This window comes from Planosporangium mesophilum (genome assembly GCF_016863255.1).
Lineage (GTDB): Bacteria > Actinomycetota > Actinomycetes > Mycobacteriales > Micromonosporaceae > Planosporangium > Planosporangium mesophilum.
On the sequence record NZ_BOON01000035.1, the window covers coordinates 118,164 to 141,813 of the forward strand.

The 23,650-nt window shown below is 72.2% G+C and carries 21 protein-coding genes; all 21 read left to right on the forward strand.

The window, feature by feature from the left end; translation table 11 throughout:
• The first annotated feature begins 12 nt into the window (after positions 1 to 12).
• Entirely contained in the window at positions 13 to 861 is an 849-nt protein-coding gene (hisG, locus tag Pme01_RS19770; protein ID WP_168116691.1) for an ATP phosphoribosyltransferase, read from the forward strand.
• A gap of 150 nt (positions 862 to 1,011) precedes the next feature.
• Positions 1,012 to 1,437 carry a PH domain-containing protein gene (locus Pme01_RS19775; RefSeq protein WP_168116724.1) on the forward strand — a complete coding sequence of 142 codons (426 nt, stop codon included), beginning with the start codon at positions 1,012 to 1,014 and terminating at the stop codon, positions 1,435 to 1,437.
• Between the two features lie 320 nt (positions 1,438 to 1,757).
• Positions 1,758 to 2,459: a translation initiation factor IF-3 gene (gene infC, locus Pme01_RS19780; protein WP_168116725.1), complete on the forward strand. Its 702-nt coding sequence runs from the start codon at positions 1,758 to 1,760 to the stop codon at positions 2,457 to 2,459.
• A 16-nt stretch (positions 2,460 to 2,475) separates the two neighbouring features.
• Positions 2,476 to 2,670 (forward strand): 50S ribosomal protein L35, encoded by a 195-nt coding sequence (gene rpmI, locus Pme01_RS19785; RefSeq protein WP_168116692.1) that lies wholly within the window; start codon positions 2,476 to 2,478, stop codon positions 2,668 to 2,670.
• Positions 2,671 to 2,747: 77 nt separating this feature from the next.
• Positions 2,748 to 3,110, forward strand: coding sequence for a 50S ribosomal protein L20 (gene rplT / locus Pme01_RS19790; protein ID WP_168116693.1), 363 nt, complete (start codon positions 2,748 to 2,750; stop codon positions 3,108 to 3,110).
• A gap of 6 nt (positions 3,111 to 3,116) precedes the next feature.
• Positions 3,117 to 3,938 (forward strand): TrmH family RNA methyltransferase, encoded by an 822-nt coding sequence (locus Pme01_RS19795; protein WP_168116694.1) that lies wholly within the window; start codon positions 3,117 to 3,119, stop codon positions 3,936 to 3,938.
• A gap of 147 nt (positions 3,939 to 4,085) precedes the next feature.
• Positions 4,086 to 5,153, forward strand: a complete 1,068-nt coding sequence (gene pheS / locus Pme01_RS19800) for a phenylalanine--tRNA ligase subunit alpha (RefSeq protein ID WP_168116695.1) — start codon at positions 4,086 to 4,088, stop codon at positions 5,151 to 5,153.
• A gap of 1 nt (position 5,154) precedes the next feature.
• Positions 5,155 to 7,629, forward strand: a complete 2,475-nt coding sequence (pheT, locus tag Pme01_RS19805; RefSeq protein ID WP_168116696.1) for a phenylalanine--tRNA ligase subunit beta — start codon at positions 5,155 to 5,157, stop codon at positions 7,627 to 7,629.
• Positions 7,630 to 7,780: 151 nt separating this feature from the next.
• On the forward strand, positions 7,781 to 8,947 hold the full coding sequence (locus Pme01_RS19810; RefSeq protein ID WP_168116726.1) for a metal-dependent hydrolase family protein: 1,167 nt from the start codon (positions 7,781 to 7,783) through the stop codon (positions 8,945 to 8,947).
• A gap of 90 nt (positions 8,948 to 9,037) precedes the next feature.
• Positions 9,038 to 11,764, forward strand: a complete 2,727-nt coding sequence (locus Pme01_RS19815) for an AAA family ATPase (RefSeq protein WP_168116697.1) — start codon at positions 9,038 to 9,040, stop codon at positions 11,762 to 11,764.
• Between the two features lie 162 nt (positions 11,765 to 11,926).
• A complete protein-coding gene (gene argC / locus Pme01_RS19820) occupies positions 11,927 to 12,931 on the forward strand; it encodes an N-acetyl-gamma-glutamyl-phosphate reductase (RefSeq protein ID WP_168116698.1) in 1,005 nt (334 codons plus the stop codon).
• On the forward strand, positions 12,928 to 14,097 hold the full coding sequence (gene argJ / locus Pme01_RS19825) for a bifunctional glutamate N-acetyltransferase/amino-acid acetyltransferase ArgJ (RefSeq protein ID WP_168116699.1): 1,170 nt from the start codon (positions 12,928 to 12,930) through the stop codon (positions 14,095 to 14,097). The genes argC and argJ overlap by 4 nt, the downstream gene beginning before the upstream one ends.
• Positions 14,094 to 14,978, forward strand: coding sequence for an acetylglutamate kinase (gene argB / locus Pme01_RS19830; protein ID WP_168116700.1), 885 nt, complete (start codon positions 14,094 to 14,096; stop codon positions 14,976 to 14,978). The genes argJ and argB overlap by 4 nt, the downstream gene beginning before the upstream one ends.
• The gene (locus Pme01_RS19835; RefSeq protein ID WP_168116701.1) at positions 14,975 to 16,141 is read left to right on the forward strand and encodes an acetylornithine transaminase; all 1,167 of its coding nucleotides are present in this window, start codon (positions 14,975 to 14,977) and stop codon (positions 16,139 to 16,141) included. Before argB ends, Pme01_RS19835 begins: the two co-directional genes overlap by 4 nt.
• Complete coding sequence (argF, locus tag Pme01_RS19840) at positions 16,138 to 17,049, forward strand: ornithine carbamoyltransferase (RefSeq protein ID WP_168116702.1); 912 nt, start codon at positions 16,138 to 16,140, stop codon at positions 17,047 to 17,049. Before Pme01_RS19835 ends, argF begins: the two co-directional genes overlap by 4 nt.
• Positions 17,046 to 17,609, forward strand: coding sequence for an arginine repressor (locus Pme01_RS19845; RefSeq protein WP_168116703.1), 564 nt, complete (start codon positions 17,046 to 17,048; stop codon positions 17,607 to 17,609). The genes argF and Pme01_RS19845 overlap by 4 nt, the downstream gene beginning before the upstream one ends.
• Positions 17,606 to 18,808 carry an argininosuccinate synthase gene (locus Pme01_RS19850; protein WP_168116704.1) on the forward strand — a complete coding sequence of 401 codons (1,203 nt, stop codon included), beginning with the start codon at positions 17,606 to 17,608 and terminating at the stop codon, positions 18,806 to 18,808. Before Pme01_RS19845 ends, Pme01_RS19850 begins: the two co-directional genes overlap by 4 nt.
• A gap of 94 nt (positions 18,809 to 18,902) precedes the next feature.
• Positions 18,903 to 20,363 carry an argininosuccinate lyase gene (gene argH, locus Pme01_RS19855; protein ID WP_168116727.1) on the forward strand — a complete coding sequence of 487 codons (1,461 nt, stop codon included), beginning with the start codon at positions 18,903 to 18,905 and terminating at the stop codon, positions 20,361 to 20,363.
• 81 nt (positions 20,364 to 20,444) lie between these two features.
• Positions 20,445 to 20,687 (forward strand): hypothetical protein, encoded by a 243-nt coding sequence (locus tag Pme01_RS19860; protein ID WP_168116705.1) that lies wholly within the window; start codon positions 20,445 to 20,447, stop codon positions 20,685 to 20,687.
• A 104-nt stretch (positions 20,688 to 20,791) separates the two neighbouring features.
• Complete coding sequence (locus tag Pme01_RS19865) at positions 20,792 to 21,424, forward strand: DNA-3-methyladenine glycosylase (RefSeq protein WP_168116706.1); 633 nt, start codon at positions 20,792 to 20,794, stop codon at positions 21,422 to 21,424.
• A gap of 65 nt (positions 21,425 to 21,489) precedes the next feature.
• Positions 21,490 to 22,758 carry a tyrosine--tRNA ligase gene (gene tyrS, locus Pme01_RS19870; protein ID WP_168116707.1) on the forward strand — a complete coding sequence of 423 codons (1,269 nt, stop codon included), beginning with the start codon at positions 21,490 to 21,492 and terminating at the stop codon, positions 22,756 to 22,758.
• The last annotated feature ends 892 nt before the right edge of the window (positions 22,759 to 23,650 follow it).

Genomic DNA, 23,650 nt, shown 5'->3' on the forward strand with positions numbered 1-23,650 from the left:
GGAGCTTTGAGAGTGCTACGCATCGCCATCCCCAACAAGGGCACCCTGTCCGGGCCGGCCGCCGACATGCTGCGCGAGGCGGGCTACCGCCAGCGCACCGACGGCCGTGACCTGGTCTGCGCCGACCCGGCCAACGACGTCGAGTTCTTCTACCTGCGCCCGCGCGACATCGCCACCTACGTCGGCTCCGGCGACCTCGATCTCGGCATCACCGGCCGGGACCTGCTGATCGACGCCGAGACCGGCGCCGAGGAACTGCTCGACCTGGGCTTCGGCGGCGCGACGTTCCGCTTCGCGGCCCGCCCCGGCACGCTGACCGCGCCGGCGGACCTCGCAGGCCGGCGCATCGCCACCTCGTACCCCGGGGTGGTGGCCCGGTACCTGGCCGAGCACGCCATCGCCGCGGAGGTCGTCCGGCTGGACGGCGCGGTGGAGAACGCGATCCGCCTCGGGGTCGCCGACGTGATCGCCGACGTGGTCTCCACCGGTGCCACGCTGCGCCAGGCCGGCCTCGAGCCGGTCGGCAAGCCGCTGCTGGAGTCGTCGGCGATCCTGATCCGCCGCCGCGGCGCCGGGGATCCGACGCCGCCGGTCAGCCAGCTGCTGCGGCGCCTGCAGGGCGTACTGGTCGCCCGGCGGTACGTGATGCTCGCCTACGACGTGCGGGCCGACCTGCTGGAGCGGGCCTCCGCGCTGACGCCGGGCATCGAGTCGCCGACGATCTCCCCGCTGCACCGGGAGGGTTGGGTGGCGGTCCAGGCCATGGTCCTGCGCGACGAGGTGCACCGGATCATGGACGAGCTGTACGAGATCGGCGCGCGGGCGATCCTGGTCACCGGTATCCACGCCTGCCGCCTCTGACCCGCATTTCCCATGATCACGGAGCCTTGGTGCCGTCCTGGCGACCGCACCTTTCCGTGATCATGGGACAGGGCGTGGCAGACTCGTTGTCGTGAACGAGTGGGGGAGCCAGTGAGCCAGTCGGTGATTTTCCGTCCGCGTCGACTGCGGATGGTCTGCTGGGTGGCGGCGGCCGCCGTCCTGATCGTGTTCACGGCCATCTCGTTCGGCCTGCACGGGCCGCTGGGCGACGGTGCGCCGGGTACCTTCCAGCGCGGTGACCAGGCGGCCATGATCGGTCTGGGTGTACTGGCGGCGCTGGGCATCCTGCTGTTCAGCCGGCCCCGGGTCGTCGCCGACGGGAGCGGCATCCACGTCCGCAACGTGTTGGGCGGCTACGACCTGCCGTGGGAGATCATCCGGGCGGTCCGCTTCTCGCGCGGCGCGCCCTGGGCGAGCATCGAACTCGACGACGACGACGTGGTGAGCGTGCTGGCGGTCCAGTCCGCCGACAAGGAGTACGCGGTGCAGGCCGTGCGTGCTCTGCGCACGATGCTGGAGTCGCACCGGGCCGCGGCGGCCGCCGACGGCGCCTGAGGGCGCGGCTCACCCCTGCTGGATTGGCGTGCTGTCAGGTACGCCTGGTAGTCTGGCGCTGTCGACCATATCGTGCCATTGATCCGCGCAAGCGGTCAGTAACACACGATGTTCAAAGCGGAGCGTCCCGCTCCCACCCGAGCAGCCATGAGGCGGCCGGGTCCGGTCAGCCGACACCGGGAATTCCGGTGATCGGTAGCGCGTTGTGCGCTGTGACCGGTCGAGCGGGCCCTGGCATGCGCCGGGGCCTTCTGCTTTCCGGTTGGCTTTGCCAGGAAAGGCCTGACAAAACTGCAAAGACATTGACTTTAGGAGGCCACATCAGCACCGAGCCACGCGTCAACGAGCAGATCCGGGCACGAGAGGTCCGGCTGGTCGGCCCGGAGGGTGAGCAGGTGGGTATCGTCCCGCTGGAGCGTGCCCTTCAGCTGGCCGCGGACGTCGATCTGGACCTGGTCGAAGTTGCGCCCCTGGCCCGCCCGCCAGTGTGCAAGCTCATGGACTTCGGCAAGTTCAAGTACGAGAGTGCACTGAAGGCGCGCGAGGCCCGGCGTAACCAGCAGCAGACCGTTATCAAGGAGATGAAGCTCCGGCCGAAGATCGACCCGCACGACTACGAGACCAAGAAGGGTCACGTCGTACGGTTCCTCAAGGCTGGTGACAAGGTCAAGGTGACGATCATGTTCCGCGGCCGGGAGCAGAGCCGCCCGGAGCTGGGTTTCCGGCTCCTGCGCAGGCTCTCCGAAGAGATCGCGGAGCTGGGGTTTGTCGAGGCCAGTCCCAAGCAGGACGGCCGTAACATGATCATGGTGCTGGCGCCGCACCGCGCGACGAAGGTCGCCGCGTCCGACGCCAAGGTCGCCGCCTCCGAGGCGAAGGCGACCGCGTCGGCGGAGGCGAAGACCGCCGCCGCGGCCGCGAAGGCGACGCACCGGGAGGCGACTGCCGACGAGGCACCGGCCCCGCAGGCAGAGACGGTCAACGCCGCGGCCACCGCAGACCGCGGTGCGGGCGAACAGTAGGGGAGAAGCAGTTTCAATGCCGAAGATGAAGAGCCACAGCGGCATGGCCAAGCGGGTCAAGGTCACGGCTAAGGGCAAGATCCTCCGTGAGCCGGCCGGCAAGCGCCACCTTCTGGAGGGCAAGTCCTCCAAGGTCACCCGCCGCATGACTGGCAACGTGGAGCTCGACAAGGTCGAGACGAAGCGGATCAAGAAGCTGCTGGGCCTCTGACAGGCGCGCCACCAACTGACGAGAACCACTTCGACCGGCCCGCCCACCGGGCCGGTCCTTGATGAGGAGTACGAACCGTGGCACGCGTCAAGCGGGCTGTAAACGCCCAGAAGAAGCGCCGTACCGTCCTTGAGGCCGCCAGCGGCTACCGCGGGCAGCGCTCGCGGCTGTACCGCAAGGCCAAGGAGCAGATGCTGCACTCGATGCAGTACGCCTACCGGGACCGGCGCGACCGCAAGGGTGATTTCCGGCAACTGTGGATCACCCGTATCAACGCCGCCGCTCGGGCGAACGGCATGACGTACAACCGTCTGATCCAGGGTCTGCGGCTGGCCGGCATCGACGTCGACCGCAAGATCCTGGCAGACCTGGCGGTGACCGACGACAAGGCGTTCGCCGGCCTCGTCGAGGTGGCCCGCAAGGCCGTCGCCGCCGCCTGATCGATCATGCACACACGACCCGGGGTCGAGCCGTACACCACGCGCACGCCCCGGGTCGTTGCTGCCCGGCGCCTGCAGCGCCGTCGGGAGCGCATGCAGGAGCGCCGGTTCCTCGCCGAGGGGCCGCAGGCGGTACGGGAGGCGCTGGCCGAGGGCGTCGTCGTGGAACTGTTCACGACCCTGGAGGCCGCTTCGCGGTACGCGGACCTCGTCGAGGCGGCGGAGCGGTCCGGTGTCCGGAGCTCGCCGGTCACCGACGACGCGCTCGCCGCGCTGGCCGAGACCGTCACGCCGCAGGGCCTGGTCGCCGTCTGCGAGTTCGTGGACGTACCGCTGGCCGAGGCGCTGTCCCACCAGCCCCGACTCGTCGCCGTCCTGGCCGGCATCCGCGATCCCGGTAACGCCGGGACCGTGCTGCGCACCGCCGACGCGGCCGGCGCCGGCGCCGTCGTGTTCGCCGGGGACGCCGTCGACCCGTACAACGGCAAGTCCGTGCGGGCCTCCGCCGGCAGCCTGTTCCACGTCGACGTCGTCCGGGACGACGATCCGCTGGCGGTCGTGGAACGGATCCGGGCCGCGGGTCTGACCGTCTACGCCGCCGACGCCTACGGCGCGCAGGACCTCGACCACGTACCGCTGGCACAGCCCACCGCCTGGTTGTTCGGCTCGGAGGCGCACGGGCTGCCGCCGCAGCTCGCCGACGCCGCGGACGCCCGGGTACGGGTGCCGATCTACGGCCGTGCCGAGAGCCTGAACCTGGCTGCTGCCGCAGCCGTCTGCCTGTACTCTTGCGCCAGAGCGCAGCGTACGGAGGGGACATCCCGATGAGGCACTTGTTTAGCCAGCCCGCCGGTGGCGGCGGGCGACGGGGCTGATTCTTCCTCCACGCTCTCTTCGCGAACACCGGCGGGCTGCGGCGAAGCCGCGCGCCCTAGACTCTGTCCGGTTGTTTTCAGGGGAAGAGAGCCCTTTGCCGTGAGTTATCGAAACGATCCGTACGACCCGAAGCAGGTCGCCCTGCTCGATCAGGCGGCCCTCGACGAGGCCGTCACGGCTGCGGAGAAGGCCTTCGCCGACGCCGGCGACCTCGACGCGCTCGCGTCGATCAAGCATCTGCACCTCGGCGACCGGGCACCGGTGTCGCTGGCCCGCCGCGAGATCGGCGCGCTGCCGCCGCACGCCAAGTCCGACGCCGGCAAGCGCGTCAACGCCGCCCGTACCGCCGTCTCGGCCGCGTTCGACGCCCGGCACGCCCAGCTCGTGGCGGACCGGGAGCGCCGGGTCCTGCTCGAGGAGACCGTCGACGTCACGCTGCCGACCACGCGGCGGCCGCGCGGTGCCCGGCACCCGCTGACCACCGTCATGGAGCGCATCAGCGACCTGTTCGTCGGCATGGGCTACGAGGTCGCCGAGGGGCCCGAGGTCGAGCTGGACTGGTACAACTTCGACGCGCTCAACATCAGCAAGGACCACCCGGCCCGCTCGATGATGGACACCTTCTACGTCGACCCGGCCGAGCGCGAGCTGGTGCTGCGCACCCACACCTCGCCGGTGCAGGCGCGCACGATGCTCACCCGCAAGCCGCCGATCTACATCGTTTGCCCGGGCCGGGTCTACCGCACCGACGAGCTGGACGCCACCCACACCCCGGTCTTCCACCAGGTCGAGGGCCTGGTCGTGGACAAGGGGATCACGATGGCCCACCTCAAGGGCACGATCGACCACTTCGCGAAGACGATGCTCGGCGAGGACGTGCGTACCCGCTGGCGGCCCTCGTACTTCCCGTTCACCGAGCCGTCGGCCGAGTTCGACGTGTGGTTCCCGCAGCACCGCGACGGGCCGCGCTGGGTCGAGTGGGGCGGCTGCGGCATGGTCAACCCCCGGGTGCTGGTCGCCTGCGGCATCGACCCGGACGAGTACTCCGGCTTCGCGTTCGGCATCGGCATCGAGCGGGCGCTGCAGTTCCGCCACGGCGCCGCCGACATGCGCGACATGGTCGAAGGCGACGTGCGGTTCAGCCGCGCGTTCGGAATGGAGGTCTGAGGTGCGGGTACCCCTCTCGTGGCTGCGCGAGTACGTCGACCTGCCGGCCGACCTCGACACCGACGCGCTGGAGAAGGCGTTCGTGCGGGTCGGGCTGGAGGTCGAGGAGATCCAGGACCTGCGCGAGACCGTCACCGGCCCGCTGGTGGTCGGCCGGGTGTCCTCGATCGAGGAGCTGACCGGCTTCAAGAAGCCCATCCGGTACTGCCTGGTCGACGTCGGCAACGCCGAACCCCAGGGGATCGTGTGCGGCGCCCGCAACTTCGCCGAGGGCGACCTCGTCGTGGTCTCGCTGCCGGGTGCCGTGCTGCCGGGCGGCTTCGAGATCGCCGCGCGCAGCACGTACGGGCACGTCTCCAACGGCATGATCTGCTCCGCCCGCGAGCTGGGCCTGGGCGACGACCACTCCGGCATCATCGTGCTGCCGCCGGACACCGACGCCGCCCCCGGCGTGGACGCCCGGCCGGTGGTCGGCCTCGACGAGGTCGTCGTCGAGCTGGCGATCACCCCGGACCGCGGGTACTGCCTGTCCATGCGCGGCGTCGCCCGGGAGCTGTCGCACTCGCTCGGCGTCGCCTACCGCGACCCGGCCGCCGCGGTGCTCCCGCTGACCAGCGAGGAGCCGGGCTACCCGATCAAGGTCGAGGACCCGGCCGGCTGCGACCGGTTCACCGCGGTCGCCGTCCGCGGGACCGACCCGATCGCGGAGAGCCCGGCGTGGATGAAGCGGCGGCTCACCCTCGCCGGCATCCGCTCCATCTCGCTGCCCGTCGACATCACCAACTACCTGATGCTCGAGCTCGGTCAGCCGATGCACGCCTTCGACCTGGGCCGCATCTCCGGCGAGCTGGTCGTACGCCGGGCCCGCCCCGGCGAGCGGCTGACCACCCTGGACGGTGCCGACCGGAAGCTCGACCCCGAGGACCTGGTCATCGCCGACGCCACCGGTGTGATCTCGCTGGCGGCTGTCATGGGAGGAGCCAATACCGAAGTCTCCGTTGGAACCGTGGACCTTCTTTTCGAAGCGGCGCACTGGGATCCGGTCACGGTTGCTCGTACGGCGCGCCGGCACAAGCTGCCCAGCGAGGCGAGCAAGCGCTTCGAGCGCGGGGTGGACCCGCAGCTCACCCCGGTCGCCATCGCGCGGGCGGCGGCGCTGCTCACCGAGTACGGCGGCGGCACCGTCGACGAGCGGGTGACCGACGTGTACGCGGTCGCCCCGCCCGCCCCGATCGCGATGCCGGCCGACCTGCCGGCCCGTACCGCCGGCGTGGACTACCCGGGAGAGCGGGTCGTCGAGCTGCTCACCGAGGTGGGCTGCGCGGTCGAGCGGGACGACGACCGGCTGCTGGTCACCCCGCCGACCTGGCGGCCCGACCTCACCGACCCGGCGGACCTGGCCGAGGAGGTGATCCGGCTCGACGGGTACGACAAGGTGCCGACGGAGCTGCCGGTCGCCCCGCCCGGGCGCGGCCTCACCGCGACCCAGCGCCGCCGCCGTACGGTCGGCCGGACGCTCGCCGAGGCGGGCTACGTCGAGACGGTCAACTACCCCTTCGTCGGGCAGGAGACCCTCGACGCGCTCGGCATCCCCGCCGACGACCCCCGGCGGCAGGCCGTGCGGCTGCGCAACCCGATCTCCGAGGAGGAGCCGGAGCTTCGGACCACGCTGCTCCCGCCGCTGCTCGCCACGCTGCGGCGCAACATCGGCCGGGGCCACCGCGACGTCGCGCTGTACGAGATCGCGATGGTGTTCCACCCGACGTCGGCGCAGGGCACGCCGCCGAGCATGGGCGTGGACCGGCGACCCGACGACGAGGACCTGGTGCGGGCCAACGCGTTCGTACCGGACCAGCCGTGGCACGTCGCCGCGGTGCTGGCCGGCGAGATCGAGCCCGCCGGATGGTGGGGCGGGGGCCGGGCCGGTGACTGGTCGGACGCCATCGAGGCGGCCCGCCTGGTCGTGGCGGCGGCGGGGCACACCGCCGAGGTGCGGGCCGCCGCGTACGCCCCGTGGCACCCCGGCCGTGGCGCCGAGATCCTGGTCGACGGCACGGTCGTCGGGCACGCCGGTGAGCTGCACCCGCAGGCCTGCGCCGCGCTCGACCTGCCCCGGCGGACCGCGGCCATGGAGATCAACCTCGATGCGGTACCGCTGCCCGGCGTGACCGACGCGCCGCCGATCTCCGGCTTCCCGCCGGCCCTCATCGACGTCGCGCTCGTGGTCGACCGGGCCACCCCGGCGGCCAGCGTCGAGTCGGCGCTGGTCGACGGCGCGGGTGAGCTGCTGGAAGGGGTGCGGCTGTTCGACGTGTACACCGGCGAGCAGCTCGGCTCCGGGCGCAAGAGCCTGGCGTACAAGCTGACGTTCCGCGCGCCGGACCGTACCCTCACCGTCGAGGAGGCGGTGGCCGCCCGCGACGCCGCGGTGGCCCTCGCCGCCGAGCGGGTGGGCGCGACCCTGCGCGGAGCGTGACGCTCCACCCACGCAGGGATCAGATTCGTCGATCCAGGAGAAGTCGTTCATACTGACGACTTCTCCTGGATCGACGTGTATAACCGCACGGTAGGGTGATCACGTGCACCGTATCGAAGCCGAACTGATGATCCCCGGTCAGGGCGAACCGGTGCGGAACGCCGCCGTCATCCTTGACGGGCCGACAATCTCCTACGCCGGGCCGGCAGCCGGCGCCCCCGCTGCGCCTGACGCCACGGTGACCCGCGCGGCCACCGTCATGCCCGGCCTCTGGGACGCACACGTGCACCTGCTCGGCGTACGCTCGCTCGACCTGTCCCTGGTGCCGCAGTTGCCGGTGGCGCTGCGCGCCGCGCGGACCACGACGGACCTGCGCGCCGCGCTCGACGCCGGCGTGACCAGCGTGCGCGAGGTCGGTGGCCTCGGTGTGCACCTGGCCAGGGCGGTGGCCGAGGGCAGCATCGAAGGGCCGGCCATCTACGCCGCCGGAGCGGTGCTGTCGACCACCGGCGGCCACGGTGACCTGCATGGATATCCGCTGCCGTGGGTGGCCGAGGTGGGCGATTTCCGGCTGGCCGACGGTCCGGCCGAGTGTGCCCGCGCGGTACGCGAGCAGTTACGCAACGACGCGAAGGTCATCAAGGTGTGTGCCTCCGGCGGCGTACTGTCTGAAGTGGACCATCCCATCCACCAGCAGTTCACGCTCGCCGAACTCACGACGATCGTCGAGGTCGCCGGCATGGCCGAACGGGTCGTCGCCGCGCACTGCCACGGCAAGCCGGGCATCATGGCGGCGCTCGAGGCCGGGGTACGCACCATCGAGCACGGCACCTACCTCGACGAGGAGGCCGCCGACGCGATGCGCGAGTGCGGCGCGATCCTCGTACCGACCCGCACCATCGTGCAGGAGATCGTCGACAGCGGAGCGGCGCCGGCGTTCGCCGTGGCCAAGCTCGCCGCGATCGCGGAGCGCCACGCCGATACCGTCGCGCTCGCCCGGGAGGCCGGCGTCACCGTGGTGATGGGTACGGACCTCTCCGTCAGCGGCTCGGACCTGCCCGCCTCGTGGGGACGCCACGGGCGCGAGCTTTCCTTGCTGGTGGAGGCGGGGTTCAGCCCGCTCGAAGCGATCGAGGCCGCGACCGCCGCCGCTCCGGCCACGCTGGGGCCGCAGGCGCCCCGTTCGGGCCTGCTCGCCCCCGGGTACGACGCCGACGTGCTCGTACTCGACGCGGATCCGCTCGCCGACATCGCCGTTCTCGCCCAGCCCGCCCACATCACCGGGGTGTGGCGGGCCGGTCGCCGGGTCAAGGGTTGAGTAGGTGAGCGTGTACCGAGAGTCGCGCTGCGTAAACAAACTGCCGGGGAGACTCGCGTGAGCACCCCTGATGGAGGCAGACTCGCAACCGTGGTGAATACCCGGCCGTCCACCCCCATCGGCCGCGGCGAGATCCTCGACCAGGCCCGTGCCCGGCTCGCCGCCGGCGGCAGCGTCCTGCTGTACGGGCCGGCGGGGATCGGCAAATCCACCATCCTGCAGGCCCTCGCCGCGGACGCCGACCCCGCCCTGGTCCTGCGCGCCAACGCCGCTGAAGCCGAAGCCGAACTGCCCTACCTCGCACTGGTCGACCTGTTCGACGGCGTGCTCGACGAGTACGCCGGCGAACTTCCGGCACATCTACGCGCGGCGCTGGATGGGGCGCTGCTGCGTAGCGCGCTACCGGACACCGCGCACGACCAGCTCGCCGTCCGGCTGGCCGTGCTGGAACTGGTCCGCGTGCTCGCCGCCGACCGGCCGGTGTGGCTGGTCCTCGACGACGTGCAGTGGATCGACGAGCCGAGCGCGGGCGTGCTGCGCTTCGTCACCCGGCGGCTGGGCAACGTGGCGGCGCGGGTGCTCGCCGCCGAGCGGGTGACCGACGGCGGTGCCCCGGCCGCCCTCGACCTGTGCCCGCCCGGGTGCCTGGAACTCGCCGTCCCGCCGCTGCCCGAGTCCGACGTGGCCGACCTGCTGCGGTCCAGGCTGGGCGGCCCCGTGCCGCGCAGCCGGCTGGACCGGGTCTACACCGCCAGCGGCGGCAACCCGCTGTTCGCCGTGGAGCTGGGGCGGGCGCTGCGCGAGCGCGATCAGGACTCGCCGGCCGCGCCGCTGCCAGTGCCCGACCGGCTGCGGTCGCTGCTCGCCGCCCGGATCGCCACGCTGCCCGGGTACGCCCGGCCGGCGCTGCTGGTGGCGGCGGCGACCGCCCGGCCGACCCGGTCACTGCTGGAGCACTGCGGCGTCGCCGTCGAGGCGGAGCTCTCCGACGCGGCCTGCGCCGGGGTGATCTCGGTGGACGGCGACGCGGTGACGTTCACCCATCCACTGCTGCGCGAGATGGTGTACGCCGACGCGAGCCCGGTCGAGCGGCGCCGGGCCCACGAACTGCTCGCTGAGGCGGTCAGCGACCCGGTGGAGCGGGCCCGGCACCTGGCACAGGCCCGGCCCGAGCCGGACGAGTCGCTGGCGGGGACGCTGGCCGAGGCCGCGTCGGTGGCGCGGCTGCGCGGCGCCCCGGCGACCGCCGCGGACCTCGCCGCGCTCGCGGCCGCGCGTACCCCGGCGTCCGAGCCCGGCCTCGCCGCGGCGCGCCGGCTGGCGGCCGCCGAGCACGCGTTCGACGCGGGCTCTCCCGCCGACGCCACCCGGTACGCGACCGCCGCGCTGGAGACGGCCACCGATCCGCGTACCCGGGTCGGCGCGCGGCTGCTGCTGTTCGACCTCGCCGGTCAGGACAAGTCGGGCGTGGCGCCGCTGCTGGACGCGGCCTTCCGCGACGCCGCGGACGACCCCGAACTGCTGGCCCGGGTGCGGCTGTACCGGGCGGTCAAGGCCTACTACGACCGGGACGTCGAGGCCGCGCTGGCCGAGCTCAAGCGCGCCGAGGAGACCGCCGTGCAGGCCGGCGACCGGCTGCGCCTGGTCGAGGCGCTCGGTTGGCGGGGCAATATCATCGAAGGTCCCGAGGGCGACGAGATGCTCGAGCGCGCCGCCGAGCTGACCGCCGGGCTGCCGTTGACCCGGTCGGTTGTCGCGGCCCGGCAGTGGGCGGCGATGAGGTGGCAGTTCCGCGGCGACATGGCCGAGGCGATTCGGCGCGTCGAGTCGCTGCGCGCCGCGGTGGAGAGCTCCGGCACGGTGCACGACCTGGCGGTCATCCTGGTCGCGGCCACCGGGATGTACTGGCGGGCCGGCCGCTGCGCCGACGCCCTGACCACCGGCCGGTACTGCGCCCGTCTGTACACCGACGTGGAGACCACGCCCGGACCCGGGCTGGTGGTGGCCGGGCTCGGTGAGCTGTTCGGCGGCACCGCCGAGCAGGCGGCGGTCTACCTGGAGCAGGCGGTGCGCGCCATCCAGGACACCGGCGACGAGGACTGGCTCAAGGGGGCGTACGCCACCCAGGGCATGCTGTACATGCTGCGCGGCGACCCGATGGCGGCCGCCGACGTGATGCGCCAGGCCTGGGTGCTCGAGCAGCGCGAGGGGCGGCTCGACCCCGGCAACATCCCGTGGCATGCCGACTTCATCGAGTCCCTGGTCGCCTCGGGCGCGCGCGGCGAGGCGGCCGAGATCCTCGCCGAGGTGCAGCGCTCCGCCGAGCGGCTGGGCCGCGACGTCGCCATGCTCGGCCTGGCCCGCGCCGGGGCGGTGCTGTCCGCAGCGAGCGACCCCCGCGAGGCCGCCGAGTCGCTGGTGCGGGCGATCGAGAAGTGGGGCGACCACCCGTACCCGCTGGAGGTCGCGCGGGCCTGGCACGCGCTGGGCGGTCTGGAGCGCCGGGCGCACCGCCGGGGCGCGGCGCGGGCGGCGCTGACCGAGGCGGTCCGCCGGTACGCCGCGGCGGAGGCGGCGCCGTTGCTGGCCGTCGCCTCGGCGGAGCTGGCCCGGCTGGACGGCGGTCGCGGTGCCGGTCTGTCCGAGACCGAGCGGCGCATCGTCGAGTTGGTACGCGGGGGAGCCACCAACCGGGAGATCGCCCGGGCGATGTTCCTGTCGATCAAGGCGGTCGAGGCCAACCTGACCCGTCTGTACCGGCGGCTCGGCGTGCGTAACCGGGCCCAGCTCTCCCGCGCGCTCGACTCCACCGACTGACTCGCCACGTGCCCGAGGTCGTCGCCTCGGAGCACCCCCGAGGCCGCGGCCTTGCGGAGGTTGTGGCGATCTTGTCGTGTCACTGGTCACCATGGGTTATAACCGGTTGCACCCTTATGCGCACGCCTATACAGTCGATCGCATAGTCATGCAGGAGGCGGTATGGGCATACGAATCGCGGTCGCCGGAGCCAGCGGGTACGCCGGTGGCGAGCTGCTGCGGCTGATCGACGGCCACCCGCACTTCGAGCTGGCCGTCGCGACCGGCCAGAGCCAGGCGGGTGCCCGTCTGGGCGCGGTACACCCGCACCTGACGACCCTGGCCGACCACGTCCTCGCGCCGACCGACCCCGCCGCCCTCGCAGAGGCCGACCTGGTGTTCCTCGCCCTGCCGCACGGGGAGTCGGCGGCGGTGGCAGCGCAACTGCCGGCCCAGACCAAGCTCGTCGACCTCGGCGCCGACCACCGGCTCGTCGACGCGGACGCCTGGAGCGGCTACTACCCGGGAGCCCACGCCGGTACCTGGACCTACGGCCTTCCCGAGTTGCCCGGCCAGCGCGCGAAGATCGCGGAGTCCACGAGAACCGCCGCCACCGGCTGCTACGCCGTAGCCACCACCCTCGCGCTCGCCCCGCTCCTCGCCGCCGGTATCGCGAGCCCGGACGACGTCGTGGTGGTGGCCGCCTCCGGTACCTCGGGGGCCGGCAAGTCGCCCAAGGCGAACCTGCTCGGCAGCGAGGTGATGGGGGACCTGAGCCCGTACAAGGTCGGCGCACACCAGCACACCCCCGAGATCAAGCAGGCGACCGGCGCCCGGACGCTGTCGTTCACCCCGGTCCTCGCGCCGATGCCCCGCGGCATCCTGTCGACCGTCACCGCCGTCGCCACCGGAGCAGCCGACGTACGGCAGGTGCTGCTGGACGCGTACGCGGGCGAGCACTTCGTCCGGGTCCTCCCCGAGGGCCTGTGGCCGCACACGGCCGCCACCTTCGGGTCGAACGCCTGCCACCTCCAGGGCACCGTGGACCGCGACTCGGGCCGGCTGATCGTGACGTCCGCGATCGACAACCTCGGCAAGGGCGCGGCCGGCCAGGCCGTCCAGTGCGCCAACCTGATGCTCGGCCTGCCGGAGACGGCGGGCCTGACCGCGAACGGAGTCGCTCCATGACCGTCACCAGCCCGAAGGGGTTCCGGGCGGGCGGCGTGACCGCCGGGCTCAAACCGTCGGGCAGCCCGGACCTGGCGCTCGTCGTCAACGACGGGCCGGACGCCACCGCTGCCGGTGTGTTCACCAGCAACCGGGTCAAGGCCGCGCCGGTGCTGTGGAGCCAGCAGGTCCTGCGCTCCGGCATCGTGCGCGCGGTCGTGCTCAACTCCGGCGGTGCCAACGCCTGTACCGGCTCGCAGGGTTTCCAGGACACCCACCGCACCGCCGAGCGCGTCGCGGCCGCGCTGACCGCCGCCTCCCGGCAGCCGTTCGGTGCCGCCGACGTCGCGGTCTGCTCGACCGGCCTGATCGGCGAGCGGCTGCCGATGGGCAAGCTGCTGCCCGGCGTCGACGCGGCCGTACGCGGGCTCGCCCGCGACCGCGGTGCCGCCGCCGCGGAAGCGATCATGACGACGGACACCCGGCCCAAGACGACCGTCCAGGCCGGTGAGGGGTACACCGTCGGCGGCATGGCCAAGGGCGCCGGCATGCTCGCGCCCGCCCTCGCCACCATGCTCTGCGTGCTCACCACCGACGCGGTGGCCGACTCGGAGACCCTCGACGCCGCGCTGCGCGAGGCGTGCCGGGTCACCTTCGACCGGATCGACTCCGACGGCTGCATGTCGACCAACGACACGGTCCTGCTGCTGGCCAGCGGCGCTTCCGGGATCGAGCCGTCACCCGAGGAGCTGACCGCCACGGTGACCGCCGCCTGCCACGACCTGGCCCAGCAGCTGCTGTCCGACGCGGAGGGCGCCACCAAGGACATCAGCATCGAGGTGACCGGCGCCGCGAGCGAGACCGACGCCGTCGAGGTGGGCCGGTCGATCGCCCGCAACAACCTGGTCAAGTGCGCGTTCTTCGGCAACGACCCCAACTGGGGGCGGATCCTCGGCGCGATCGGTACCACCGCCGCCGAGTTCGACCCGGACGCGCTCGACGTCGCGATCAACGGGGTGTGGATCTGCCGTGGCGGCGCCGCCGGCGACGACCGGGGCAAGGTCGACCTGACCGGCCGCAAGGTACACGTCCGCGTCGACCTGCACGCCGGTGACCAGGAAGCGACCATCTGGACCAACGACCTGTCGCTCGGCTACGTGCACGAGAACTCGGCGTACTCGTCATGAACGGGCGGGATCTGGGCATCGCCCTGGGCAAGGCGACCACGCTGATCGAGGCCCTGCCGTGGCTGACCGAATTCCACGGCGCGACCGTGGTGGTCAAGTACGGCGGCAACGCCATGGTCGACCAGGAGCTCAAGCGGGCGTTCGCCGCCGACATGGTCTTTCTCCGGTACGTGGGGATCAAGCCCATCGTCGTGCACGGCGGCGGGCCGCAGATCTCGTCGATGCTGGGGCGCCTCGATATCGAGAGTGAGTTCCGCGGCGGCCTGCGGGTCACCACGCCCGAGGCGGCGGACGTGGTCCGGATGGTCCTCGTCGGCCAGGTCGGCCGGGAGCTGGTCAACCTCATCAACGGGTACGGGCCGTTCGCGGTCGGCATGTCCGGTGAGGACGCGCAGCTGTTCACGGCGGTACGCCGGACCGCGTTCGTGGAGGGCGAGCCGGTCGACGTGGGCCAGGTGGGCGACGTCGCCGAGGTCAACACGTCCGCGATCATCGACCTGGTCGGCGCCGGCCGGATCCCGGTCGTGTCCACCGTGGCGCTCGACGCCGACGGCGTCCTGCACAACCTCAACGCCGACACCGCCGCGGCGGCCTTGGCGGTCGCGCTCGGGGCGCGCAAGCTGGTCGTGCTCACCGACGTCGAGGGCCTGTACGCGAACTGGCCCGACACCGACAGCCTGATCACCCAGCTCACCGCCGCCGAACTGGACGCGCTGATGCCCACGCTGAGCGCCGGGATGGTGCCCAAGATGGAGGCCTGCCTGCGCGCGGTCAAGGGCGGGGTACCGGCCGCGCACGTCGTCGACGGCCGGGTACCGCACTCGATCCTGCTCGAAGTGTTCACCGAAGAAGGGTTCGGAACGATGGTGGTGCCGTCATGACAGTCATGGACCGGTGGACCTCCGCCGTCATGAACACGTACGGGGCACCGTCGCTGGCGCTGGTCCGCGGTGAGGGTGCCGTCGTCGTCGACGAGGACGGCAGGTCCTACCTGGACTTCGTCGGCGGGATCGCCGTCAACGCGCTCGGCCACGCCCATCCGGCCGTGGTCAAGGCCGTCACCGAGCAGATCTCCACGCTCGGGCACGTGTCCAACCTGTACGCCTCGCCGCCGGCCGGTGCGCTCGCCGAGCGGCTGCTGGCGCTCGCCGGTGACCGTCCCGGCGCGGTGTTCTTCGCCAACTCCGGCGCCGAGGCCAACGAGACCGCCTTCAAAATCTCCCGGCGCACCGGCCGCACCCACATCGTGGCCGCTCAGGGTGCGTTCCATGGCCGGACCATGGCGGGGCTGGCGCTGACCGGGCAGCCGGCCAAGCGCGACCCGTTCGCGCCGCTGCCGCCGGACGTGCAGCACGTGCCGTACGGCGACGTCGACGCCCTCGCCGCCGCCGTCACCGACCAGACCGCGATGGTCATCCTGGAGCCGATCCAGGGCGAGGGCGGAGTGGTCGTACCCCCGGCGGGGTACCTCACCGCCGCCCGCGAGATCACCGCACGGCACGGCGCGTTGCTCGCCCTGGATGAGGTGCAGACCGGCATCGGGCGTACCGGGTACTGGTACGCCTTCCAGGCCGAGGGCGTGGCTCCGGACGTGGTGACCCTGGCGAAGGGGCTCGGCGGCGGGCTGCCGATCGGCGCGTGCCTGGCCTTCGGCGAGGCGGCGACGCTGCTCGGCCCGGGCAGCCACGCCAGTACCTTCGGTGGCAACCCGGTCTGCTGTGCGGCCGCGCTCGCGGTGCTGGACACGATCGAGTCCGAGCACCTGCTCGAGCACGTCAAGCGGGTCGGCGAGCGGCTGCGCGACGGCGTCGAGGCGCTCGGGCATCCGCTGGTCGCCGAGGTCCGGGGTGCCGGGCTGTTGCTGGGCGTCGTGCTCGCCGAGCCGGTCGCCGGTGCGGTCGCTGCCGCCCTGACCGGCGCCGGTTTCCTCGCCAACGCGGTCCAGCCCGGGGTGATCCGACTGGCCCCGCCGCTGATCCTTACGCCTGCGCAGGCCGACGCCTTCGTCGCCGCGCTGCCCGCAGCCCTGGAGGCGGCGAAGTGACCCGCCACTTCCTGCGCGACGACGACCTGAGCCCGGCCGAGCAGGCCGCCGTGCTCGACCTCGCGGCCACGCTGAAGGCCGACCGGTTCGCCCGGCGCCCCCTCGCGGGCCCGCAGTCGGTCGCGGTGATCTTCGAAAAGCAGAGCATGCGTACCCGCACCTCGTTCGAGGCCGGCATCGCCGAGCTGGGTGGGCACGCGATCATCATCGACGCGCAGAGCACCCACCTCGGCCGCGGCGAGACGATCGAGGACGCCGCCCGGGTGCTCTCGCGGTACGTGGGGGCCATCGTCATCCGTTCGCACGCCGACGCCCGGCTGGCCGCACTGGCGGCGGCCTCCTCGGTACCGGTCGTCAACGCGCTCACCGACGGCTTCCACCCGTGCCAGCTGCTGGCCGACCTGCTCACGATCCGCGAGCGGCTCGGTGCAACGGCCGGCCGCACGCTGGCCTACCTCGGCGACACCGCCAACAACATGGCCCACTCGTACCTGCTCGCCGGCGCGACCGCCGGCATGCACGTACGGCTGGCCGGCCCGGCCGGGTTCGACCCCGACCCCGCCGTCGTGGCGAAGGCCGCACAGATCGCGGCCACCACCGGCGGATCGGTCGAGGTGGGCCACGACGCGGGCGCGGCGGTGGCCGGCGCCGACGTGGTCGCCACCGACTGCTGGACCTCGATGGGGCAGGAGGACGACGGGCTGGACCGGATCACGCCGTTCCTGCCGTACCAGATCAACGCCGACCTCCTCGCCGGCGCCAAGCCGCACGTGGTCGTGCTGCACTGCCTGCCGGCCCACCGCGGTGAGGAGATCACCGGCGACGTCCTCGACGCCAGCGCCGCCTGGGACGAGGCAGAGAACCGTTTGCACGCGCAGAAGGCCCTGCTGACGTGGCTGCTGTCATGACCGCCGCACCGCAGACCCGAGCCGCCCGCCACGCCCGCATCGTGGGGCTCATCCGGCAGCGCCCGGTGCACTCCCAGACCGAGCTCGCCGAGCTGCTGGCGGCCGAGGGCACCCAGGTCACCCAGGCCACGCTCTCGCGTGACCTGGAGGAACTCGGCGCGGTCAAGGTCGGCGGGGCGTACCTTATCCCTGAGGACGGCAACCGGCCGCTGCGCCAGGCCGAGCAGGCGCCGGCCCGTCTGGTACGCCTGCTGCGCGAACTGCTCACCGGCGCCGACGCCAGCGGCAACCTCGTCGTCCTGCGCACCCCGCCCGGTGCCGCCCAGTTCCTCGCCAGCGCCCTGGACCGCTCGGGCCTGCCGGACGTGGTCGGCACGATCGCCGGGGACGACACGATCCTCGTCGTCTCCCGGGACGTCACCGGCGGCCCCACGCTGGCCGCCAAACTCACCACCTGGGGCCGTACCGACTCCACGGCCGACCCCGCCGGTACCGAATCCGCAGCCGCTCCCGGCGGCCCGCACCTGTCTCAAGAGATATCTGAAGGGAGCCCGTCGTGACCGACCGGGTCGTGCTCGCATACTCCGGAGGGCTGGACACCTCCGTCGCCATTCCGTACCTGGCCGAACAGACCGGCGCCGAGGTCATCGCGGTGGCCGTCGACGTCGGGCAGGGCGGCGAGGACATGGACGTCATCCGCCAGCGGGCGCTCGACTGCGGCGCCGCCGAGGCCGAGGTCGTCGACGCGCGCGACGAGTTCGCCGCCGACTTCTGCCTGCCGGCGCTGCGCGCCAACGCCCTCTACATGGACCGCTACCCGCTGGTGTCGGCGCTGAGCCGGCCGCTGATCGTGCGGCACCTCGTCGCGGCGGCCCGCACGCACGGCGGCACGATCGTCTCCCACGGCTGCACCGGCAAGGGCAACGACCAGGTGCGCTTCGAGGTCGGCATCGGCTCCCTCGCCCCCCACCTCAAGGTCATCGCCCCGGCCCGCGACTTCGCCTGGACCCGGGACAAGGCCATTGCGTACGCCGAGGAGAAGGGCCTGCCGATCGACGTGACGCGCAAGTCGCCGTACTCGATCGACCAGAACCTGTGGGGCCGCGCCGTCGAGACCGGCTTCCTCGAGGACATCTGGAACGGTCCGATCGAGGACGTCTACAGCTACACCCAGGACCCGACGGTACCCAAGGACGCCGACGAGGTCGTGATCACCTTCGAGGGCGGCGTACCGGTCGCCATCGACGGCGAGACCGTCACGCCGTTCCAGGCCATCGCGGAGCTCAACCGGCGCGCCGGTGAGCACGGCGTGGGCCGCCTGGACATGGTCGAGGACCGGCTCGTGGGCATCAAGAGCCGCGAGGTGTACGAGGCGCCGGGCGCGATCGCCCTGATCACCGCCCACCAGGAGCTGGAGAACGTCACCGTCGAGCGCGACGTGGCCCGCTTCAAGCGCAACGTCGACCAGCGCTGGGGCGAGCTGGTCTACGACGGCCTGTGGTTCTCGCCGCTCAAGAAGGCCCTCGACGCGTTCATCGCAGAGACCCAGACGCACGTCAGTGGCGAGATCCGGCTGACCCTCCAGGGTGGCCGCGCCGTCGTCACCGGCCGGCGCTCGGAGGCCAGCCTGTACGACTTCAGCCTGGCCACCTACGACGAGGGCGACATGTTCGACCAGTCGCTGGCCAAGGGCTTCGTGGACCTGTGGGGCCTGCCCAGCCGGCTGGCCGCCGCCCGCGACGCCCGCCTGGAGCGCTGACCCGGGTTCCGGCGATCTTGGTGGGTTTGGCATCGTATCCGGTGTCGAACCCACCAAGATTCGCCCGCCGTGCCCGGCGTGCGGCCGGGTGAGGATCGAACACACCGCAACAAGGAGCGCGAGCGTGACGCAGACCGACGGCCCGACCCGACTGTGGGGTGGCCGCTTCGCCGGTGGTCCGGCCGAAGCCCTGGCACGCCTGAGCGTGAGCGTCCAGTTCGACTGGCGCCTCGCCCCCTACGACCTGGCCGCCTCCCGGGCGCACGCCCGGGTGCTGGCCCGCGCCGGTCTACTCGACGCCGAGGAACTCGGCCGGATGCTCGCCGCGCTCGACGACCTCGAGTCGGCCTGTGCCGCCGGCGAGTTCCGGCCCGGGATCGAGGACGAGGACGTACACACCGCCCTCGAACGGGGCCTGCTGGAGCGCCTCGGCACCCTGGGAGGCAAGCTGCGGGCCGGGCGCTCCCGCAACGACCAGGTCGCCACCGACCTCCGGCTGTACCTGCGCGACCACGCCCGCGGCGTAGCCGCGCGCATCGTGGAGCTGGCCGACGCGCTCGTCGAGCAGGCCGGCCGGCACATCGACACGCCCGCGCCGGGCTTCACCCACATGCAGCCGGCGCAGCCGATCACGTTCGGCCACCAGCTCCTCGCGCACGTCCAGGCGCTGCTGCGCGACCTCGACCGGCTGCGCGACTGGGACCGCCGGGCCGCCGTGTCCCCGCTCGGCTCCGGCGCGCTCGCCGGCTCGTCGCTGCCGCTCGACCCGGCCGTCGTCGCGCACGAGCTCGGCTTCGACGCGCCGGCGGCGAACTCGATCGACGCCGTCTCCGACCGCGACTTCGTGGCCGAGTTCCTGTTCGTGGCGGCCCTGACCGGCGTGCACCTGTCCCGGCTGGGGGAGGAGGTCGTGCTCTGGACCACGCCGTCGTTCGGCTGGGTCGAGCTCGACGACTCCTTCGCCACCGGCTCGTCGATCATGCCCCAGAAGAAGAACCCCGACATCGCGGAGCTCGCCCGCGGCAAGTCCGGCCGGCTGATCGGCCACGTGGCCGGGGTGCTCGCCATGCTCAAGGGGCTGGCGCTGGCGTACGACCGGGACCTCCAGGAGGACAAGGAGCCCGTCTTCGACGCGGTCGACACCCTCGAGGTGGTGCTGCCCGCGCTCGCCGGAATGATCTCCACCATGACGGTACGGGTGGACCGGTTGGCCGAGGCGGCGCCGCGCGGGTACACCCTGGCCACCGAGGTCGCCGACTGGCTGGTGCGCCGGGGCGTGCCGTTCCGGGAGGCGCACGAGATCACCGGCAAGCTCGTGATGATCTGCGCCGCCCGCGACTGCGCGCTCGACGAGGTCTCCGACGACGACCTGACCGCCTGCAGCCCGCACCTGACCTCCGAGGTACGCGAGGTGCTGTCGGTGCGCGGGGCGCTCGCCGCGCGTACCACGCCGGGCTCGACCGGCCCGGCGCCGGTGAGCGAGCAGTACGCGGCGGTGGAGGACCGCCTGCAGACCTGGCGGGAGTGGGCCGCGGAGCAGGTCGTACCCCGGTAGGGCGACATCCCGCGTTCGGGATGCGAAACCCGGTGCGGTTGCCTACTGTCGAGCGGTACTGCTGCATCGGCGGAGGGAAATATGACCATGCGGGCACGTCGCCGCTGGGCGCCGGTCGTGGCCGCGTTCACGAGCGATCCGCGGTGGCCCGGCGCCGGTAACGCCCGCTACGCCCCGTCCCGCGTACTGCTCGACCTCAACCGGTCCACCCCGCGGTCCGTACCGCACGCCTCGATCGAAGGCTGGCGCGAGGCCCTGCGCCGCGACGGCGCGATGCGGGCCGCGCTGCTCAACCCGGCCCGTTACGAGCCGCGCTGCCGCTGACGCCGGCCCGGGTCGCCGCCCCGTGACCTGAAACAATGTCTGAGGGTGCAAGCCATGGGCGGTCGGGTTTGACGAGGGTGCACTTTGGAATGTGGAGCGTGTGAGTGAGCCAGAACCTGGCCGACCTACTCGCGGGCCCCGCCGACGAGGCTGCCCGAGGGCTGCTCGGCTGCCTGCTGACCGCGGGCGACGTGACGGTCCGGCTGACCGAGGTCGAAGCGTACGCCGGCACCGGTGGCGACCCCGCCTCGCATGCGCACCGCGGCCGCACCCCACGAAACGCGGTGATGTTCGGGCCGCCCGGGTATGCGTACACATATTTCACCTACGGCATGCATTGGTGCATGAACGTCGTGTGCGGACCCGAGAACGAGGCGGCGGCGGTCCTCGTGCGCGCTGGCGAGGTTGTCGACGGTATCGAGACGGCCCGAGCCCGCCGGCGGCTGCGGGTCCCCGATGATCGCCAGCTCGCTCGGGGCCCGGCCCGGCTCTGCTCGGCGCTCGGTATCGACGGCGCGGCCTACGGCACGTACCTGCTCGGCGGTGGGCCGGTGACCCTGCGCCCGGGAACGGAGCCGGTGCCCGACGACCTGATCCACACCGGCCCCCGGGTCGGCGTGACGGGCGGCCACGACACGCCCTGGCGCTTCTGGATCAAGGGTGACCCGACCGTCAGCGAGTACCGGCGGCACACGCCGAAGCGATCATCGAAGCTGAGCCCCCGCCCGGCCCGGTGAGCAGCCCGCTGCCCTTCACTAAACCGGTTGGGACCATCCGCCGCGGATGAGGGACAATCGCGGACGTGACCGACGTACTCGATGACTTGCAGTGGCGCGGCCTGATCGCGCTCTCCACCGACCTCGACGCGCTGCGCGCCGAGATGGCGCGTGGACCGATCACCTACTACTGCGGCTTCGACCCGACGGCGCCCAGCCTCCACGTCGGCAACCTGGTACAGATCCTGACCGTGCGCCGCCTGCAACTGGCCGGCCACAGGCCACTTGCCCTGGTCGGTGGCGCGACCGGCCTGATCGGCGACCCGCGGCCGCAGTCCGAGCGTGTGCTCAACACCCGGGAGACCGTCGCCGTGTGGGTCGACCGGATCCGCGGGCAGATCGAGCCGTTCCTGGACTTCGAGGGCGAGCACGCCGCCCGGATGGTCAACAACCTCGACTGGACCGAGGGGCTGTCTGCGCTCGACTTCCTGCGCGACATCGGCAAGCACTTCCGGGTCAACAACATGCTCGCCAAGGACGCGGTGAGCGCGCGGCTCAACTCCGAGGCCGGCATCAGTTACACCGAGTTCAGCTACCAGATCCTGCAGGGCATGGACTTCCTGGAGCTGTTCCGCCGGTACGGGTGCCGCCTGCAGACCGGCGGCAGCGACCAGTGGGGCAACCTCACCGCGGGCACCGACCTGATCCGCCGGGTCACCGGCGAGTCGGCCCACCTGCTGGCGACGCCGCTGGTGACCAACGCGGCCGGGGAGAAGATCGGCAAGTCCACCGGTGGCGGCAACCTCTGGCTCGACCCGGAGATGACCAGCCCGTACGCGCTGTACCAGTACTTCATCAACGTCGACGACGCGACGGTCGGCCAGCTGCTGCGAATCTTCACGTTCCTGGACCGCGAGGAGATCCTCGAACTGGAGAAGGAGACCGCCGAACGGCCGGCGGCCCGGACCGCCCAGCGGCGCCTGGCCGAGGAGGTCACCCGCCTGGTACACGGCGAGGAGGAGACCCGCGCGGTCATCGAGGCCAGCAAGGCACTCTTCGGTCGGGGTGACCTTTCCACGCTGCCCCCGACGACGCTGCGGGCGGCGCTGGCCGAGGCCGGTCTGGCGCGGATCGAGGGCTCGTTGCCGCCGGTCGCGGCGCTGCTGAAGGAGGCCGGCCTGGTCTCGAGCATGAACGAGGCACGGCGGACGATCGCCGAGGGCGGCGCGTACATCAACAACGTGCGCGTCAGCGACCCCGAGGCGCCGGTAGCCGACGACGTCCTGCTGCACGGCCGGTGGCTGGTCCTGCGCCGGGGGAAGAAGACGATCGCCGGCGCCGAACTGGTCCGGTAGCCCAGGGGTGGGGGAATGCCGCCCGTCAGGGAGGCGTTCCCTTTCCTGTCTCCGACACGGCTTGACGGTGTCGGCGTCTGCCGCCCGCTCGGGGCGGCCGGGCCGGGAATTGTCCTCCCGGCGTCGGTGTTGTATCTGGTCCGGCGGTTTGCTACCGCGGTGTTGCCATCTCCCCACACGGAGCGGGGAATACTGCACCTGGTGGTGAGCGTTGGATTCTTCGCGTCGCGAGGTGCCGGTTCCGGCCGGTGCCGGGAATGCCTTCCGGGGCTGCGGCGTTGAGACAAGGGCCCTAGCCGCGCCGATTCGGTGTGGCAGGGCCGCTGGGCCGGAATTGTTCTTCCGGTCCTGGTGTTGAACCTTCTGCCTCTTCCGTCTGTGCGGCTGGTCCGCGCGGCGGGAGCGCTGGGTCTCCCGGAATGCATCCCGGAGAGCAGGCGTTGTCACAGGGGCTGTCCGGTCCGCGCCGACGATGTCGGTACGGGACGGGACGCGGTCGGCCGGGAATGAAGTTTCCGTGGTCGGCGTTGGAGAAAGGGTCCGCCCGCCGGGCGTCACGGATGTGACGCAGCGCAAGGTCGTCTGATTTGACGATCATGCCCGGGCGGGCGTAACTTTCTCTCTGCCCGTGGGCCGGAGATTAACTCCGGAGACGCGGGCCAATCCAGGCGGGTGGCGCGACAGCGTCGGCCTCGACTGGCGGCCAGATGGGGTGACGACTTCAAGCGGATGTCACATCCGGTTGGAGCTGGGACGACCATCGGGTAGTGTGAGCGACCGGCAGGGAACCGGACGGCGTGGCGCGAGAGCGCTACTGCGGACGTCCTGCCAAATCCCCGCATTGCTGGTCCCGACGAGAGTCGGGGGCGGTGTTGCGCGGTTCGGACAGTGA